Below are 13,684 nucleotides of genomic sequence, written 5' to 3'. Positions count from 1 at the left end.
TTCGGCGAGTACGGTCGTAGAAGTGACCGCACAAAACTCGAAAACCCTTGCCGGGGCGTCCGGAACATTCACCCTCGGTGGCGATCTGACCATCAACCGACTCGGCTTCGGGGCGATGCGTCTGACCGCGAAGGGCGTGTGGGGCCCGCCCGACGACCGCGACGAATGCGTCCGGGTCCTGCGCCGCGCCGTCGAGCTCGGGGTGAACTTCATCGACACCGCCGACTCCTACGGCCCGTACTTCTCCGAGGAGATCATCCACGAGGCGCTGCATCCCTATGACGGCCTGGTGATCGCGACCAAGGCGGGGCTGCTGCGCACCGGCCCGGACATCTGGATCCCGTTGGGCAATCCCAGTTATCTGCGTCAGGAATGCGAGCTGAGCCTGCGTCGGCTGGGCGTGGAGACCATCGACCTGTTCCAGCTGCACCGCATCGACAAGAACTTCCCGCTCGAGGATCAGGTCGGCGAGCTGCTGACCCTGAAGAACGAGGGCAAGATCCGCCACATCGGCCTGTCCGAGATCAACGTCGACCAGCTCGGTGCGGCTCAGAAAATCACCGAAATCGTCTCGGTGCAGAACATGTACAACCTGTCGGCCCGCGACGCCGAGCCGCTGCTGGACGCGGTGACCGAACAGGGCATCGGTTTCATCCCGTGGTTCCCGCTGGCCGCCGGGCCGCTGGCCGCCCCCGACGGGCCGCTGCAGCGCATCGCCGCCGAGCACGACGCGACGCCGTCACAGTTGGCGCTGGCGTGGTTGCTGAAGCGGTCACCGGTGATGCTGCCGATTCCGGGGACGTCGAAGGTGGCGCACCTGGAGGAGAACGTCGCCGCCGCCGAGATCACGTTGTCCGACGACGAGTTCGAAACCTTGTCGGCCGCCGGCGCCCAGTAGACCGGCTAGCCACCACGCGGCTGCGCGCGCCCGGCGGGCAATACGGTGTGGTGGTGGCCGAACATCTGCGACACCCCGGCGGGGGATTCAACCCGCCCGAACCCACCACCAAGGGTGGGCCCGACTACGGCAGGTTCATCGACGCCGTGCGCACGTTGCAGGATCACGCCCGCGCCGCCGACGCCCCCGACGAGGTGATCACCGAGGCGGCCGACCTGCTGGAGAAGGTGTCGGCATTGTTGGCGCCGTACGACGCCGACGAGTGGGCCTCCCCGTCGGGCCGCCGGATGGACCTGCCGATGCGCGGCAACATCCTGACGATCCCGATGCAGGCCCGCAAGGGCGACGACGGCCGCGTCCATGGCGAGGCCCGCTTCGCCCGGTTCCATCTCGGGCGCAACGGCGCCGTGCACGGCGGCGCGCTGGGGATGCTGTTCGATTCCATTCTGGGGTTGAGCGCCGCGGTGCTCACCGGCAACCCGCGGCAGCGCACCGCCTATCTGAAGATCGACTACCGTCACATCGTCCCGGTGGAGAAGGAACTGCAGTTCGAAGCGGGGGTCGACCGCGTGGAGGGGCGCAAGATCTTCGTGTCGGGCCGGTTGACCGACGGCGAGCGCCTGCTGACCGAAGCCGACGCGCTGTTTGTGCGGCTCAAACCCGGACAGCCCTGAGAGTCGTTTGCCCGCAAGGCTTTTCATGAAGCGTCGCCGCACACAGGGAGGACCGAAACGATGAACAGCGAATCGGCGGTGCTCGCCGGTCTGGACGACGTCCGTGGCTGGCAGGAGGACCTGTATCGCGATCTGCACCGGCATCCGGAGCTGTCGCACCGAGAACACGAGACCGCGGCAGCGGCGGCGCAACGGCTGCGCGACTTCGGCTATGAGGTCCACGAGGGCATCGGCGGAACGGGCGTCGTCGGGATCCTACGCAACGGCGACGGACCCGCCGTGCTGCTGCGCGCCGACATGGACGCGCTGCCGGTGGCCGAGGACACCGGTCTCCCGTACGCGAGCGCCGTCACCGCCACCGATGCGGACGGCCACGAACGGCCGGTGATGCACGCCTGCGGGCACGACGTTCATGTGACCTGTCTGCTCGGCGCGGCCTCGCTGCTCGCCGGGGCGCGTGCGCACTGGCGCGGCACGGTGATCGCGCTGTTCCAACCCGCCGAGGAAGTCGGCGACGGCGCGCGGCGCATGGTCGACGACGGGTTGGCGAAGTTGGTCGGTCATGTCGACGTCGCCCTGGCCCAGCATGTCCTGCCGGTACCGGCCGGAAAGGTGGCGACGCGATCCGGACCCGTCCTGACGACCGCCGACAGCATGCGGATCACCGTCTACGGACGTGGTGGGCACGGGTCGATGCCGCAGGCGGCCGTCGACCCCGTCGTGCTCGCCGCCATGATAGTGATCCGGTTGCAGGCCGTCGTTTCGCGGGAGGTCGCGCCCACCGACGCCGCGGTGTTGACGATCGGCAGGATCGAGGCCGGCGCCAAGAGCAATGTGATCGGCGACCGCGCGCTGCTGGAACTGAACCTGCGCACCTACAGCGACCGGACCCGCACCAGAATGCTCGACGCGATCCGGCGCATCGTCACCGCCGAATGCCAGGCATCCGGATCCCCGAAGGAGCCCGAATTCCAACTGGTGGACCACTTTCCGACCACCGACAACGATCCCACGGTCACCGAACGGGTGCGTGCCGCGTTCGACGGCTTTTTCGGCGACCGGGCGTGCGAGCTTGCGGCGCAGACCGCGAGCGAGGACTTCAGCGACATCCCCAATGCGCTCAACGCCCCCTACAGCTATTGGGGCATAGGCGGAATCGATCCCGACGTCTATCGCAACGCCGATGCGGCGGGCCGCGTCGCCGAGGACATTCCCGTCAACCATTCCCCGCGGTTCGCCCCGGTCATCCAGCCGACCCTCGACACCGGCACACAGGCGTTGACGGTCGCCGCGCTGGCCTGGCTGGCGTCAACTTAGCACCTTGGGAATCAAGGTCTTTCGTTGCGCCGCCGCGCCCGCGGCATGATCGGCAGCGTGCTCTCTTCGTGATCGAGTTCGCGTTCGATCGCGCGAAGGCTCTGGTCGGGCAGCATGCCCGCGTCGCGCCAGCGCACGAGCTCGTCGCGCTGGGCGTCGATGGCGACCCGGCGGATGGCGACCGCGGCCTCGTAGCGGGGCGCGGCGGGGGTCTCGCCGGCGTCCGACAACAGATCGAGCCGATGCTGATATCGCTCGAGCCGTGCCGACAACTGTTGGCGCACACCGTCGATCACCCGAGGATCCACGTCCGCATCGTCCTGTTGGCCCAGCGCGTCGAGCCGGTCCAGCGCGGCCCGCACGGCCGCGGCCCGGGCCCGGTTGCGCAGCCGCAGTTCGTCGGCGGCGTTCGCCCGCAGGCCCAGCGCGCGCACCAGCGGGCCGAACGTGATGCCCTGTCCGATCAGCGTCACCAGCACGACGACCAGCGTGCAGAACAGCAGCAGGTCCCGGTCGGGAAACGGTGCGTGGCTGTCGGTCACGAACGGAACCGCGAAAATCGCCGCGAGGCTGACCACGCCGCGGGTGCCGGCCCAGCTCAGCACCAGGACTTCGCGGCCGCTGAGGCGCTCGGAGTGGCGGTTCGGCCGACGGCCGGTGCCGGGTCCGTCGGATTCGTCGGGTCCGCCGCCGTCGGATTCGTCGGGTCCGTCGGGTTCGTCGGCTTCGGCGGAGCCCGAGACGTTGCCGAGCCGGGTGTGCAGCGGCCGCGGCAGCGACTGGGTGAGCAGCAACCACAGCGGCCGCACCACGAGCACCACCGCGACGGTGACGGCGACCGCCACGACGATCGTCGACAGCTCGTAGCCGCCCAGATCGTCGAGGATGGCCGGCAGCTGATGCCCGATCAGCAAGAACACCAGGCCCTCGAGCAGGAAGTTGACCAGCCGCCACACGGCGCGGGTCTGCAACCGGCTCGCCCCCGACTCCAGCCGCGGCGAGTCGTGACCGACGATCAATCCACACACCACGACCGCCAAGACGCCCGAGGCGGAAAGCTCCTCGGCCACCAGATAGGTCACGAACGGCGTGGCGAGCGAGATCGCGTTGGCCGTCAGCACGTCGTGTCGCCACCGGCGAAGCAGCCGCCGGAGGTACGCGAACACCAGCCCCACCGCCAGGCCGCCCAGAGCCGCCAGCGCGAACTCCCGGATCGCCGACGGCGCGGAGAACGCCGCGCCGCGCGCGACCGTGATGGCCACCGACAGTGTGGTCAGCGCGGTCGCGTCGTTGAGCAGCCCCTCGCCCTCGATCAGGGTGACGATGTTGAGCGGGAGGCCTTCCTTGCGGGCCACGGCGAGCGCGGCCACCGGATCGGTCGGCGCCACCGCGGCGCCCAGCACCATGCCGACCGCGAGCGTCGCACCACTGACGAGCAGCCCGAACGCGACGCCGACCGACGTCGCGGTCAGCAGGACGAGGACCACCGAGAGGCTGATGACGGTGCGCAGATTGCGGCGGATGCCGACCAGCGACGATTCCAGCGCGGCGTTGAAGAGCAGCGGCGGCAGAATGCAGGTCATCACGACCTCGGGCTCGAGGCTGATGTTCGGCCCCGGGACCAGCGCATAGCCGATGCCGACGAGAACCAGCAGCGGCGCACTGGGCAGGCCGGTGCGCTCGCTGATCCAGTTGACCAGCACGATGACCACGACGGCGCCGAGCAGCAACGTCAAAGCAGTCTGCGCCCCCATCGAGCCCATCTTGCCGGACTTGGGGGCGGCGCCTCGACGGCCCTGCTCGGCGTCGAACGGCCCCGATAGCATGGTCGTCGACCCATCGAGCCTTGGAGACCGCCACAATGACCGTCCCCGCACACCCCGCCTCGGGAGCCGTTGGCGGCGACCCGCAAGCCCCGATCCGGGTGCCTGCCGGGACCACCGCGGCCGCCGCGGTGCGGGAGGCCGGGCTGCCGGGCCGCGGGGCGCCCGACGGCATCGTGGTGGTGCGCGACGCCGACGGGAAGCTGCGCGACCTGAGCTGGGTGCCCGCCGCCGACGCCGAGGTGATCCCGGTGGCGGCCAACACCGACGACGGCCGCAGCGTGATCCGGCATTCGGCCGCCCACGTGTTGGCCCAGGCCGTCCAGGAGCTGTTCCCGCAAGCCAAGCTGGGCATCGGCCCGCCCATCACCGACGGCTTCTACTACGACTTCGACGTGCCGGAACCGTTCACGCCCGAGGATCTGGCGGCGCTGGAAAAGCGGATGCGCCAGATCGTCAAAGAGGGCCAGCTGTTCGAGCGCCGCGTCTACGAGTCCAAGGACCAGGCGCGCGCGGAGCTGGCGGGGGAGCCCTACAAGCTCGAACTCGTCGACGACAAGTCCGGTGATCCCGCGGTCATGGAAGTCGGCGGCGACGAGCTGACGGCCTACGACAACCTCAATCCCCGGACGCGGGAACGGGTTTGGGGTGACCTGTGCCGGGGCCCGCACATCCCGACCACCAGACACATCCCCGCGTTCAAGCTGACCCGCAGCTCGGCCGCCTACTGGCGCGGCGACCAGAACAACGCCAGCCTGCAACGCATCTACGGCACCGCCTGGGAGTCGCAGGACGCCCTCGAGCGCCACCTGACGCTGATCGAGGAGGCCCAGCGCCGCGATCACCGCAAGCTGGGCACCGAGCTCGACCTGTTCAGCTTCCCCGACGAAATCGGTTCCGGCTTGGCCGTTTTCCATCCCAAGGGCGGCATCGTGCGTCGCGAGCTGGAAGAGTACTCGCGGCGCAAGCACATCGCGGCCGGCTACGAGTTCGTCAACACCCCGCACATCACCAAGGCGGACCTGTTCCACACCTCCGGCCATCTGGACTGGTACGCCGAAGGCATGTACCCGCCGATGCATCTCGACGCCGAATATGACGACGACGGGACCGTGCGCAAGCCGGGCCAGGACTATTACCTGAAGCCGATGAACTGCCCGATGCACACGCTGATCTTCCGGTCGCGTGGGCGCTCCTATCGCGAACTTCCGTTGCGGCTCTTCGAATTCGGCACCGTCTACCGCTACGAGAAGTCCGGCGTGGTGCACGGGTTGACCCGGGCGCGCGGTTTCACCATGGACGACGCGCACATCTTCTGCACCCGCGAGCAGCTGCACGCCGAGCTGGCGTCGCTGCTGCGGTTCATCCTCGAACTGCTCGGCGATTACGGGCTGGAGGACTTCTATCTCGAGCTGTCCACCAAGGACCCGGAGAAGTTCGTCGGCTCCGATGCCATGTGGGAGGAATCCACCAACGCGCTGGCCGAGGTGGCGGCCGAATCCGGCCTGCAGTTGGTGCCCGACCCGGGCGGCGCGGCGTTCTACGGCCCCAAGATCTCCGTGCAGGCCCGCGACGCCCTGGGGCGTAGTTGGCAGATGTCGACCATCCAGGTGGACTTCAACTTCCCGGAGCGGTTCGAGCTGGAGTACACCGCCGCCGACGGCAGCCGGCAGCGGCCGGTGATGATCCACCGGGCGCTGTTCGGGTCCATCGAGCGGTTCTTCGGCATCCTCACCGAGCACTATGCCGGCGTCTTCCCGGCGTGGCTGGCGCCGGTGCAGGCGGTCGGCATCCCGGTGGCCGACGACCACCTCGACTACCTGAACGATGTTGCGGCGCAACTGCGTTCGCACGGGGTGCGGGTCGAGGTCGACGGCAGCGACGACCGGATGGCCAAGAAGATCGTCAACCACACCAACCAGCGGGTGCCGTTCATGCTGCTGGCCGGTGACCGCGACGTTGCGGCGGGCGCGGTGAGCTTCCGCTTCGGTGACCGCACGCAGATCAACGGCGTGCCCCGCGACGGCGCCGTCGACGCCATCGTGAAGTGGATCGCCGATCGCGAGAATGCCGCTCCCACCGCAGAACTCGTGAAGGTGGCGGCCGGTGAGTGATCGCGAACGGGCCGAGCCGAAGACCGACGACGCCATCCTGGACCGGGGCGTCGGCGAGGAAGATCATCTGCAACGGTTGTGGACGCCGTACCGGATGACCTACCTGGCCGAGGCGCCGATGAAGCGCGACAACGGCAAAACCGAGCAGCCGTTCACCGACATCCCGCACCTGACCGACGAAGAGGGGCTGGTGGTCGCGCGCGGCGAACTCGTCTACGCCGTGCTCAACCTCTACCCGTACAACCCCGGGCACCTGATGGTGGTGCCCTACCGCCGCATCTCCGAGCTGGAGGATCTGACCGATCCGGAAAGCGCGGAGCTGATGTCCTTCATCCAGAAGGCGATTCGCGTCATCAAGAACGTGTCGCGGCCGCACGGCTTCAACGTCGGCCTCAACCTGGGGACCTCGGCCGGCGGGTCGCTGGCCGAGCACCTGCACGTGCACGTCGTGCCGCGCTGGGGCGGCGACGCCAACTTCATCACCATCATCGGCGGGGCGAAGGTGATCCCGCAGTTGCTGCGAGAAACTCGTCAGCTGCTGGCGACGGAGTGGACGAAACAGCGATGAGTCGCGGTGGCGGCGATGCAGAGCGTGGCGATGAGGCGGGGGCACCTCCCGCTTGCGGGGGAGAGCGGCGCCGATGAGTAAGGTGCCGTTCCTGTCGCGGGCGGCGTTCGCGCGGCTGACCACCCCGACCGCAAAAGCGTGCCTGCGGTTGGGATTGACTCCCGACGCCGTCACGATCCTGGGCACCGTCGTGGCCGTGGCGGGGGCGCTGGTCTTCTTCCCGATGGGCAAGCTGTTCATCGGCACGCTGGTGGTCTGGTTCTTCGTCCTCTTCGACATGCTCGACGGGGCGATGGCCCGGGAAAGGGGCGGCGGCACCCGGTTCGGCGCGGTGCTGGACGCCACCTGTGACCGCGTCAGCGACGGTGCGGTGTTCTGCGGGCTGCTGTGGTGGATCGCCTTCGGACTGCACGACAAGCTGCTGGCGGCGGCCACCCTGATCTGCCTGGTCACCTCGCAGGTGATCTCCTACATCAAGGCCCGGGCCGAGGCCAGCGGCCTGCGCGGCGACGGCGGCATCATCGAACGGCCCGAGCGGCTGATCATCGTGCTGGTCGGCGCCGGCATCTCGGACTTTCCGTTCGTCGCGTGGCCGCCCGCGTTGCCGGTGGCGATGTGGCTGTTGGCGGCGGCCAGCCTGGTCACCTGCGCGCAGCGGTTGCACACGGTGCGCACCTCGCCGGGTGCGACCGACCGCGGATCGGTCGCGCCGTGATTCCCACTCCGCCGGGCATGAACGCGATCACGGCACCGAGCCGCCTGGCGAGCCGCGTCGCGGGCCGGTTGAGCGGCGTCGGGGCCGACTGGGCGTACGCGTCAGGCTGGTTGGCCGTGCGGGCGATGCCGGAGTTCGCCGCGCGCAACGCATTTGGCGCCGCGGCGCGCTACGCGGCCCGCGGCGGCGGCCCAGATCAGTTGCGCAAGAACCTGGCCCGCGTCTTGCGGGTGCCGCCCTCAGACGTTCCGGATTCACTGATGCGGGCGTCCGTGGCCTCCTACGCCCGTTATTGGCGCGAGGCGTTCCGCCTGCCGGGCATGGACCTCGCCGCGGTCGGCCGCCAGCTGCACGACTCGGTTCAGGGCCGCGACCATATCGAAGCGGCATTGTCCGGCGGCCGCGGCGCAGTGATCGCGTTGCCGCACAGCGGCAATTGGGACATGGCAGGGGTGTGGCTGGCGCAGACACACGGCACCTTCACCACCGTCGCGGAGCGACTCAAACCCGAGTCACTCTACCGGCGGTTCATCGCCTACCGCGAAGGCCTCGGCTTCGAGGTGCTGCCCTTGTCCGGGGGCGAGCGGCCACCCTTCGACGTGTTGTGCGACCGGCTGCGGGACAACCGGGTGGTGTGCCTGATGGCCGAGCGCGACCTCACCCGCACCGGTGTCCAGGTCGACTTCTTCGGCGAACCCACCCGGATGCCGGCCGGGCCGGCGAAGCTCGCGATCGCGACGGGGGCGGCCCTGCTACCGGCCCACTGCTGGTTCGAGGGCCAGGGCTGGGGCGTCGCCATCCACCCGGCGCTGGACTGCACCGGCGGCGACGTCGGCGCGATCACCCAGCTGTTGGCCGATCACTTCGAGAAGAACATTGCCGCCCGCCCCGAGGATTGGCACATGATGCAGCCGCAGTGGCTGGCCGACCTCTCCGAGAACAAGCAGGCCCGGCTAAGGGACGCCTGATGCGCATCGGGATGATCTGTCCCTACTCGTTCGACGTTCCGGGCGGGGTGCAGTCGCACGTCCTGCAGCTCGCCGAGGTGGTGCGGGCCCGCGGGCATGACGTCAGCGTGCTCGCACCGGCCTCGCCGCACGCCGTGTTGCCCGACTACGTCGTCTCGGCGGGCAAGGCCGTCCCGATTCCCTACAACGGGTCGGTGGCCCGGCTGCGGTTCGGCCCGGCCACCCACCGCAAGGTCAAAAAGTGGCTCGCCGAAGGCGATTTCGACGTGCTGCACCTGCACGAGCCCAACGCGCCGAGCCTGTCCATGCTGGCCCTCAACATCGCCGAGGGTCCCATCGTGGCGACGTTTCACACGTCAACCACCAAATCGCTGACACTGACGGTCTTTCAGGGCATCCTGCGCCCGATGCACGAAAAGATCGTCGGCCGGATCGCGGTCTCCGACCTGGCCCGGCGCTGGCAGATGGAGGCGCTGGGAACCGACGCGGTGGAGATCCCCAACGGCGTCGACGTCGGCTCGTTCGCCTGCGCGCCGCTCCTAGACGGGTACCCGCGGCCGGGCAAGACGGTGCTGTTCCTGGGGCGCTACGACGAGCCGCGCAAGGGCATCGGGGTGTTGCTCGACGCGCTGCCGCGGCTGGTGGCGCGGTTCCCCGACGTGCAGCTGCTGGTTGTCGGGCGCGGTGACGAGGACGAATTGCGCACGCAGGCGGGCGAATTCGTGAGTCATATTCGCTTCCTCGGTCAGGTCGACGATCCCGGGAAGGCGTCGGCCATGCGCAGCGCCGACGTCTACTGCGCACCCAACCTCGGCGGGGAAAGCTTCGGCATCGTGTTGGTCGAGGCCATGGCCGCCGGCACCCCGGTGGTGGCCAGCGACCTGGACGCCTTCCGGCGCGTGCTGGCCGGCGGCGACGTGGGCCGCCTGGTGCCCGTGGGCGACGGCGCCGCGCTCGCCGATGCGTTGATCGCGGTGCTGGAGGATGATGTGCTCGCCGAGCGCTATGTGGCGGCCGGCACGGCCGCCGTCCAGCGCTACGACTGGTCGGTGGTGGCCAGCCAGATCCTGCGGGTTTACGAGACGGTCGCCGCGACAGGCGCCAAGGTTGAGGTGGCCGGTTGATGACATGGCTGATCGTCGCCGTCGCGGTGTTGGTCGCGGTGCTGGCCGTCTTCGGCGCCTGGGCGTACCGGACGGCCAACCGGCTGGACCGCCTGCACGTCCGCTACGACCTGTCGTGGCAGGCGCTCGACGGTGCGCTGGCGCGGCGCGCGGTGGTGGCGCGCGCCGTGGCCATCGACGCCTACGGCGGCGCGTCCGAGGGGCGGCGGCTGGCGGCGCTGGCCGACGCGGCCGAGGGGGCGCCCCGGCCCGCGCGGGAGACGTGCGAAAACGAGCTGTCGGCCGCGCTGGCCGCCGTGGACCCGGCGTCGCTGCCGGCCGGGCTGATCGCCGAGCTGGCCGACGCCGAGGCCCGGGTGGTGTTGGCCCGTCGCTTCCACAACGACGCGGTCCGCGACACGCTGGCGCTGGCCGAGCGGCCCCTGGTGCGGCTCTTTCACCTGGGCGGGACCGCCGGGCTGCCCAGCTATTTCGAGATCGTCGAGCGGCCGCACGCGCTGGCCCACGGCGATCACGGCGTGCTCAACCACCGCACCTCGGCGCGCGTCGTGCTGCTCGACGAGACCGGGGCGGTGCTGCTGCTGCGCGGGTCGGATCCGGCGCTGGCCGGCCAGCCCGCGCCCAAGTGGTGGTTCACGGTGGGCGGCGAAGTGCAGCAGGGGGAGCGGCTGGCCGAGGCCGCCGCGCGGGAGCTCGCCGAGGAGACCGGCCTGCGGGTCGCGCCCGCCGACATGGTCGGGCCCGTCTGGCGGCGCGACCAGGTCTTCGAGTTCAACGGCTCGCTGATCGACAGCGAGGAGTTCTACTTCGTCTACCGCACCCGCCGATTCGAGCCGTCCCGCACCGGCCACACCGAACTGGAACGCAGCTACATCCACGGCCACCGCTGGTGTGACGCTGCCGACATCGCCCAACTCGTCGCCGCGGGGGAGACGGTGTACCCCATGCAACTATCCGGACTGCTCACCGACGCGGCCGCGCTCGCCGGCGGCCGCGCCCCCGGCCCGCTGCTGTCCATCCGCTGACTCCGCCGGTCAACGCGGGCCAAAGCGCCTCATTAGACTGGGTCGACAACGTTGAAGGAGATCAAGCAGTGACTACCGCCCACCCCCCGGACGGCAACGGGCGAACCGGAACCGCGCGCGTCAAGCGCGGCATGGCCGAGATGCTCAAGGGCGGCGTCATCATGGACGTCGTCACGCCCGAGCAGGCCAAGATCGCCGAGGGCGCCGGCGCCGTCGCCGTGATGGCGCTGGAGCGGGTGCCCGCCGACATCCGCGCCCAGGGCGGGGTGTCGCGGATGAGCGACCCGGACATGATCGAGGGCATCATCGCCGCGGTGACCATCCCGGTCATGGCCAAGGCCCGCATCGGCCACTTCGTCGAGGCGCAGATCTTGCAGAGCCTCGGCGTCGACTACGTCGACGAGTCCGAGGTGCTCACCCCCGCCGACTACACCCACCACATCGACAAGTGGAAGTTCACCGTGCCGTTCGTGTGCGGGGCGACCAACCTCGGTGAGGCGCTGCGCCGCATCAACGAGGGCGCGGCCATGATCCGCTCCAAGGGTGAAGCAGGCACCGGAGACGTCTCCAACGCGACCACGCACATGCGGGCGATCGGTGGCGAGATCCGCCGCCTGACGTCGTTGTCCGAAGACGAATTGTACGTCGCCGCAAAGGAATTGCAGGCGCCCTACGAACTCGTCGTCGAGGTGGCCCGGGCGGGCAAGCTGCCGGTCACCATGTTCACGGCGGGCGGTATCGCCACCCCCGCCGACGCGGCGATGATGATGCAGCTCGGCGCCGAGGGCGTCTTCGTGGGCTCGGGCATCTTCAAGTCCGGCGACCCCGCCCAGCGCGCCGCGGCGATCGTGAAGGCCACCACCTTCTACGACGATCCCGACGTGCTGGCCAAGGTGTCGCGCGGGCTGGGCGAGGCGATGGTCGGCATCAATGTCGAGCAGATCGCGCAGCCCCATCGGCTGGCCGAACGCGGCTGGTAAGAACAGTCTGTGGCGATCGAAGAGATCCTCGATCTCGAGCAGCTCGAGGTCAACATCTACCGCGGCAGCATCTTCAGCCCGGAATCGGGATTCCTACAGCGCACCTTCGGCGGTCATGTGGCCGGCCAGTCGCTGGTGTCGGCGGTGCGCACCGTCGACCCGCGCTACCAGGTCCACTCGCTGCACGGATACTTCCTGCGGCCCGGGGATGCCAAGGAGCGCACGGTGTTCATCGTGGAGCGCACCCGCGACGGCGGCTCGTTCGCGACCCGTCGCGTCAACGCCATCCAGCACGGCGAGATCATCTTCAGCATGGGCGCGTCCTTCCAGACCGACCAGGAAGGCATCCACCACCAGGACCCCATGCCGCCCGCGCCGCCGCCCGACGGGCTGCCCGGGCTGGACTCGGTCAAGGTCTTCGACGACGCCGGGTTCAAGCAGTTCGAGGAGTGGGACGTCTGCATCGTGCCCCGCGAGCTCCTGCAGCTCTCGCCGGGCAAGGCCGCCCAGCAGCAGGTTTGGTTCCGCCACCGTGACCCGCTGCCCGACGACCCGGTGCTGCACATCTGCGCGCTGGCCTACATGAGCGACCTGACGCTGCTGGGATCGGCGCAGGTCACCCACCTCGACGTGCGGGAGCACCTGCAGGTGGCGTCGCTGGACCACGCCATGTGGTTCATGCGGGCGTTCCGGGCCGACGAGTGGCTGCTGTATGACCAGTCTTCGCCGTCGGCCAACGGCGGCCGCGCGCTGTGCCAGGGCAAGATCTTCACCCAATCCGGCGAGATGGTCGCGGCGGTCATGCAGGAGGGGCTGACCCGCTTCAAGCGCGGCCACGGGCCGACCAACCCGTGAGCAGCCCCCGGATCGGGGTCCTCGCGCTGCAGGGCGATACCCGCGAGCACCTGGCGGCCCTGCGCGAAGCCGGGGCCGAGGCGATGCCGGTGCGCCGGCGCGGCGAGCTGGAGGCGGTCGACGGGCTGGTCATCCCCGGTGGCGAATCGACGACCATGAGCCACCTGCTGCTCGATCTCGGCCTGCTGGAGCCCCTGCGCGGGCTGCTGGCCGACGGGCTGCCCGCCTACGGCGCGTGCGCCGGCATGATCCTGCTGGCCAGCGAGATCCTGGACGCCGGGACGGGCGGGCGGGAGGCGCTGCCTCTGCACGCGATCGATATGACCGTGCGGCGCAACGCTTTTGGGCGTCAGGTCGACTCGTTCGAAGGGGACATCGATTTCGCGGGCCTCGACGATCCGGTGCGGGCGGTGTTCATCCGCGCGCCGTGGGTCGAGCGCGTGGGCGACGGCGTGGAGGTGCTGGCCAGCGCCGCCGGGCACGTCGTCGCGGTGCGCCAGGGCCGCAAGCTGGCGACGGCGTTTCACCCCGAGGTGACCGGCGACCGGCGGATCCACCACATGTTCGTCGACATGGTGACCGGCTGAGCCAGCGCCGCGAAACTGTATTCCACGACGCATTTC

Annotated in this window: 13 protein-coding genes; 12 read left to right on the top strand and 1 reads right to left on the bottom strand. The window is 69.7% G+C overall.

Features of this window, described 5'->3' with window-relative positions:
* Positions 1-22 precede the first annotated feature (22 nt).
* Genes JF781_RS20440 through JF781_RS20430 form a run of 3 tightly spaced genes read left to right on the top strand, consistent with a single transcriptional unit; the run spans position 23 to position 2,889 of the window.
* A complete protein-coding gene (locus JF781_RS20440) occupies positions 23-898 on the top strand; it encodes an aldo/keto reductase (RefSeq protein ID WP_225329493.1) in 876 nt (291 codons plus the stop codon).
* A gap of 47 nt (positions 899-945) precedes the next feature.
* On the top strand, positions 946-1,572 hold the full coding sequence (locus JF781_RS20435) for a PaaI family thioesterase (protein WP_225329494.1): 627 nt from the start codon (positions 946-948) through the stop codon (positions 1,570-1,572).
* 60 nt (positions 1,573-1,632) lie between these two features.
* Positions 1,633-2,889, top strand: coding sequence for an amidohydrolase (locus JF781_RS20430; RefSeq protein ID WP_225329495.1), 1,257 nt, complete (start codon positions 1,633-1,635; stop codon positions 2,887-2,889).
* An 11-nt stretch (positions 2,890-2,900) separates the two neighbouring features.
* On the opposite strand, the gene JF781_RS20425 is transcribed toward JF781_RS20430, so the two are convergent.
* Positions 2,901-4,652, bottom strand: a complete 1,752-nt coding sequence (locus JF781_RS20425; RefSeq protein ID WP_225329503.1) for a sodium:proton antiporter — start codon at positions 4,650-4,652, stop codon at positions 2,901-2,903.
* A 98-nt stretch (positions 4,653-4,750) separates the two neighbouring features.
* On the opposite strand from JF781_RS20425, the gene thrS reads away from it, so the two are divergent.
* The 9 genes from thrS to pdxT all read left to right on the top strand — a co-directional run bounded on the left by thrS (position 4,751) and on the right by pdxT (position 13,648).
* On the top strand, positions 4,751-6,826 hold the full coding sequence (gene thrS, locus JF781_RS20420; RefSeq protein WP_225329496.1) for a threonine--tRNA ligase: 2,076 nt from the start codon (positions 4,751-4,753) through the stop codon (positions 6,824-6,826).
* The gene (locus JF781_RS20415) at positions 6,819-7,394 is read left to right on the top strand and encodes an HIT domain-containing protein (RefSeq protein ID WP_225329497.1); all 576 of its coding nucleotides are present in this window, start codon (positions 6,819-6,821) and stop codon (positions 7,392-7,394) included. The genes thrS and JF781_RS20415 overlap by 8 nt, the downstream gene beginning before the upstream one ends.
* Before the next feature lie 73 nt (positions 7,395-7,467).
* Positions 7,468-8,109: a phosphatidylinositol phosphate synthase gene (gene pgsA / locus JF781_RS20410; RefSeq protein ID WP_225329498.1), complete on the top strand. Its 642-nt coding sequence runs from the start codon at positions 7,468-7,470 to the stop codon at positions 8,107-8,109.
* 17 nt (positions 8,110-8,126) lie between these two features.
* Positions 8,127-9,077 carry a phosphatidylinositol mannoside acyltransferase gene (locus JF781_RS20405; protein WP_014942512.1) on the top strand — a complete coding sequence of 317 codons (951 nt, stop codon included), beginning with the start codon at positions 8,127-8,129 and terminating at the stop codon, positions 9,075-9,077.
* Entirely contained in the window at positions 9,077-10,201 is a 1,125-nt protein-coding gene (locus JF781_RS20400; protein ID WP_225329499.1) for a glycosyltransferase family 4 protein, read from the top strand. The genes JF781_RS20405 and JF781_RS20400 overlap by 1 nt, the downstream gene beginning before the upstream one ends.
* A complete protein-coding gene (locus tag JF781_RS20395) occupies positions 10,201-11,226 on the top strand; it encodes an NUDIX hydrolase (protein ID WP_225341296.1) in 1,026 nt (341 codons plus the stop codon). The genes JF781_RS20400 and JF781_RS20395 overlap by 1 nt, the downstream gene beginning before the upstream one ends.
* A gap of 68 nt (positions 11,227-11,294) precedes the next feature.
* Complete coding sequence (gene pdxS, locus JF781_RS20390; protein ID WP_225325424.1) at positions 11,295-12,206, top strand: pyridoxal 5'-phosphate synthase lyase subunit PdxS; 912 nt, start codon at positions 11,295-11,297, stop codon at positions 12,204-12,206.
* A 9-nt stretch (positions 12,207-12,215) separates the two neighbouring features.
* Positions 12,216-13,061 (top strand): acyl-CoA thioesterase II, encoded by an 846-nt coding sequence (gene tesB / locus JF781_RS20385; protein ID WP_225330641.1) that lies wholly within the window; start codon positions 12,216-12,218, stop codon positions 13,059-13,061.
* Positions 13,058-13,648, top strand: a complete 591-nt coding sequence (gene pdxT / locus JF781_RS20380; RefSeq protein WP_225330642.1) for a pyridoxal 5'-phosphate synthase glutaminase subunit PdxT — start codon at positions 13,058-13,060, stop codon at positions 13,646-13,648. Before tesB ends, pdxT begins: the two co-directional genes overlap by 4 nt.
* Positions 13,649-13,684: the final 36 nt, after the last annotated feature.

Source organism: Mycobacterium sp. WUMAC-067, from assembly GCF_020217485.1.
In the GTDB taxonomy this organism is placed as follows: Bacteria; Actinomycetota; Actinomycetes; order Mycobacteriales; family Mycobacteriaceae; genus Mycobacterium.
This window is presented reverse-complemented; position numbering and strand designations above follow the sequence as displayed.

What these genes read in the sequence shown, in the direction of transcription:
- JF781_RS20425 (WP_225329503.1), bottom strand. Translation starts at nt 4,652, where the DNA reads ATGGGCTCGATGGGGGCGCAGACTGCTTTGACGTTGCTGCTCGGCGCC.
- JF781_RS20395 (WP_225341296.1), top strand. Translation starts at nt 10,201, where the DNA reads ATGACATGGCTGATCGTCGCCGTCGCGGTGTTGGTCGCGGTGCTGGCC.
- thrS (WP_225329496.1), top strand. Translation starts at nt 4,751, where the DNA reads ATGACCGTCCCCGCACACCCCGCCTCGGGAGCCGTTGGCGGCGACCCG.
- JF781_RS20400 (WP_225329499.1), top strand. Translation starts at nt 9,077, where the DNA reads ATGCGCATCGGGATGATCTGTCCCTACTCGTTCGACGTTCCGGGCGGG.
- pgsA (WP_225329498.1), top strand. Translation starts at nt 7,468, where the DNA reads ATGAGTAAGGTGCCGTTCCTGTCGCGGGCGGCGTTCGCGCGGCTGACC.
- JF781_RS20430 (WP_225329495.1), top strand. Translation starts at nt 1,633, where the DNA reads ATGAACAGCGAATCGGCGGTGCTCGCCGGTCTGGACGACGTCCGTGGC.
- JF781_RS20405 (WP_014942512.1), top strand. Translation starts at nt 8,127, where the DNA reads ATGAACGCGATCACGGCACCGAGCCGCCTGGCGAGCCGCGTCGCGGGC.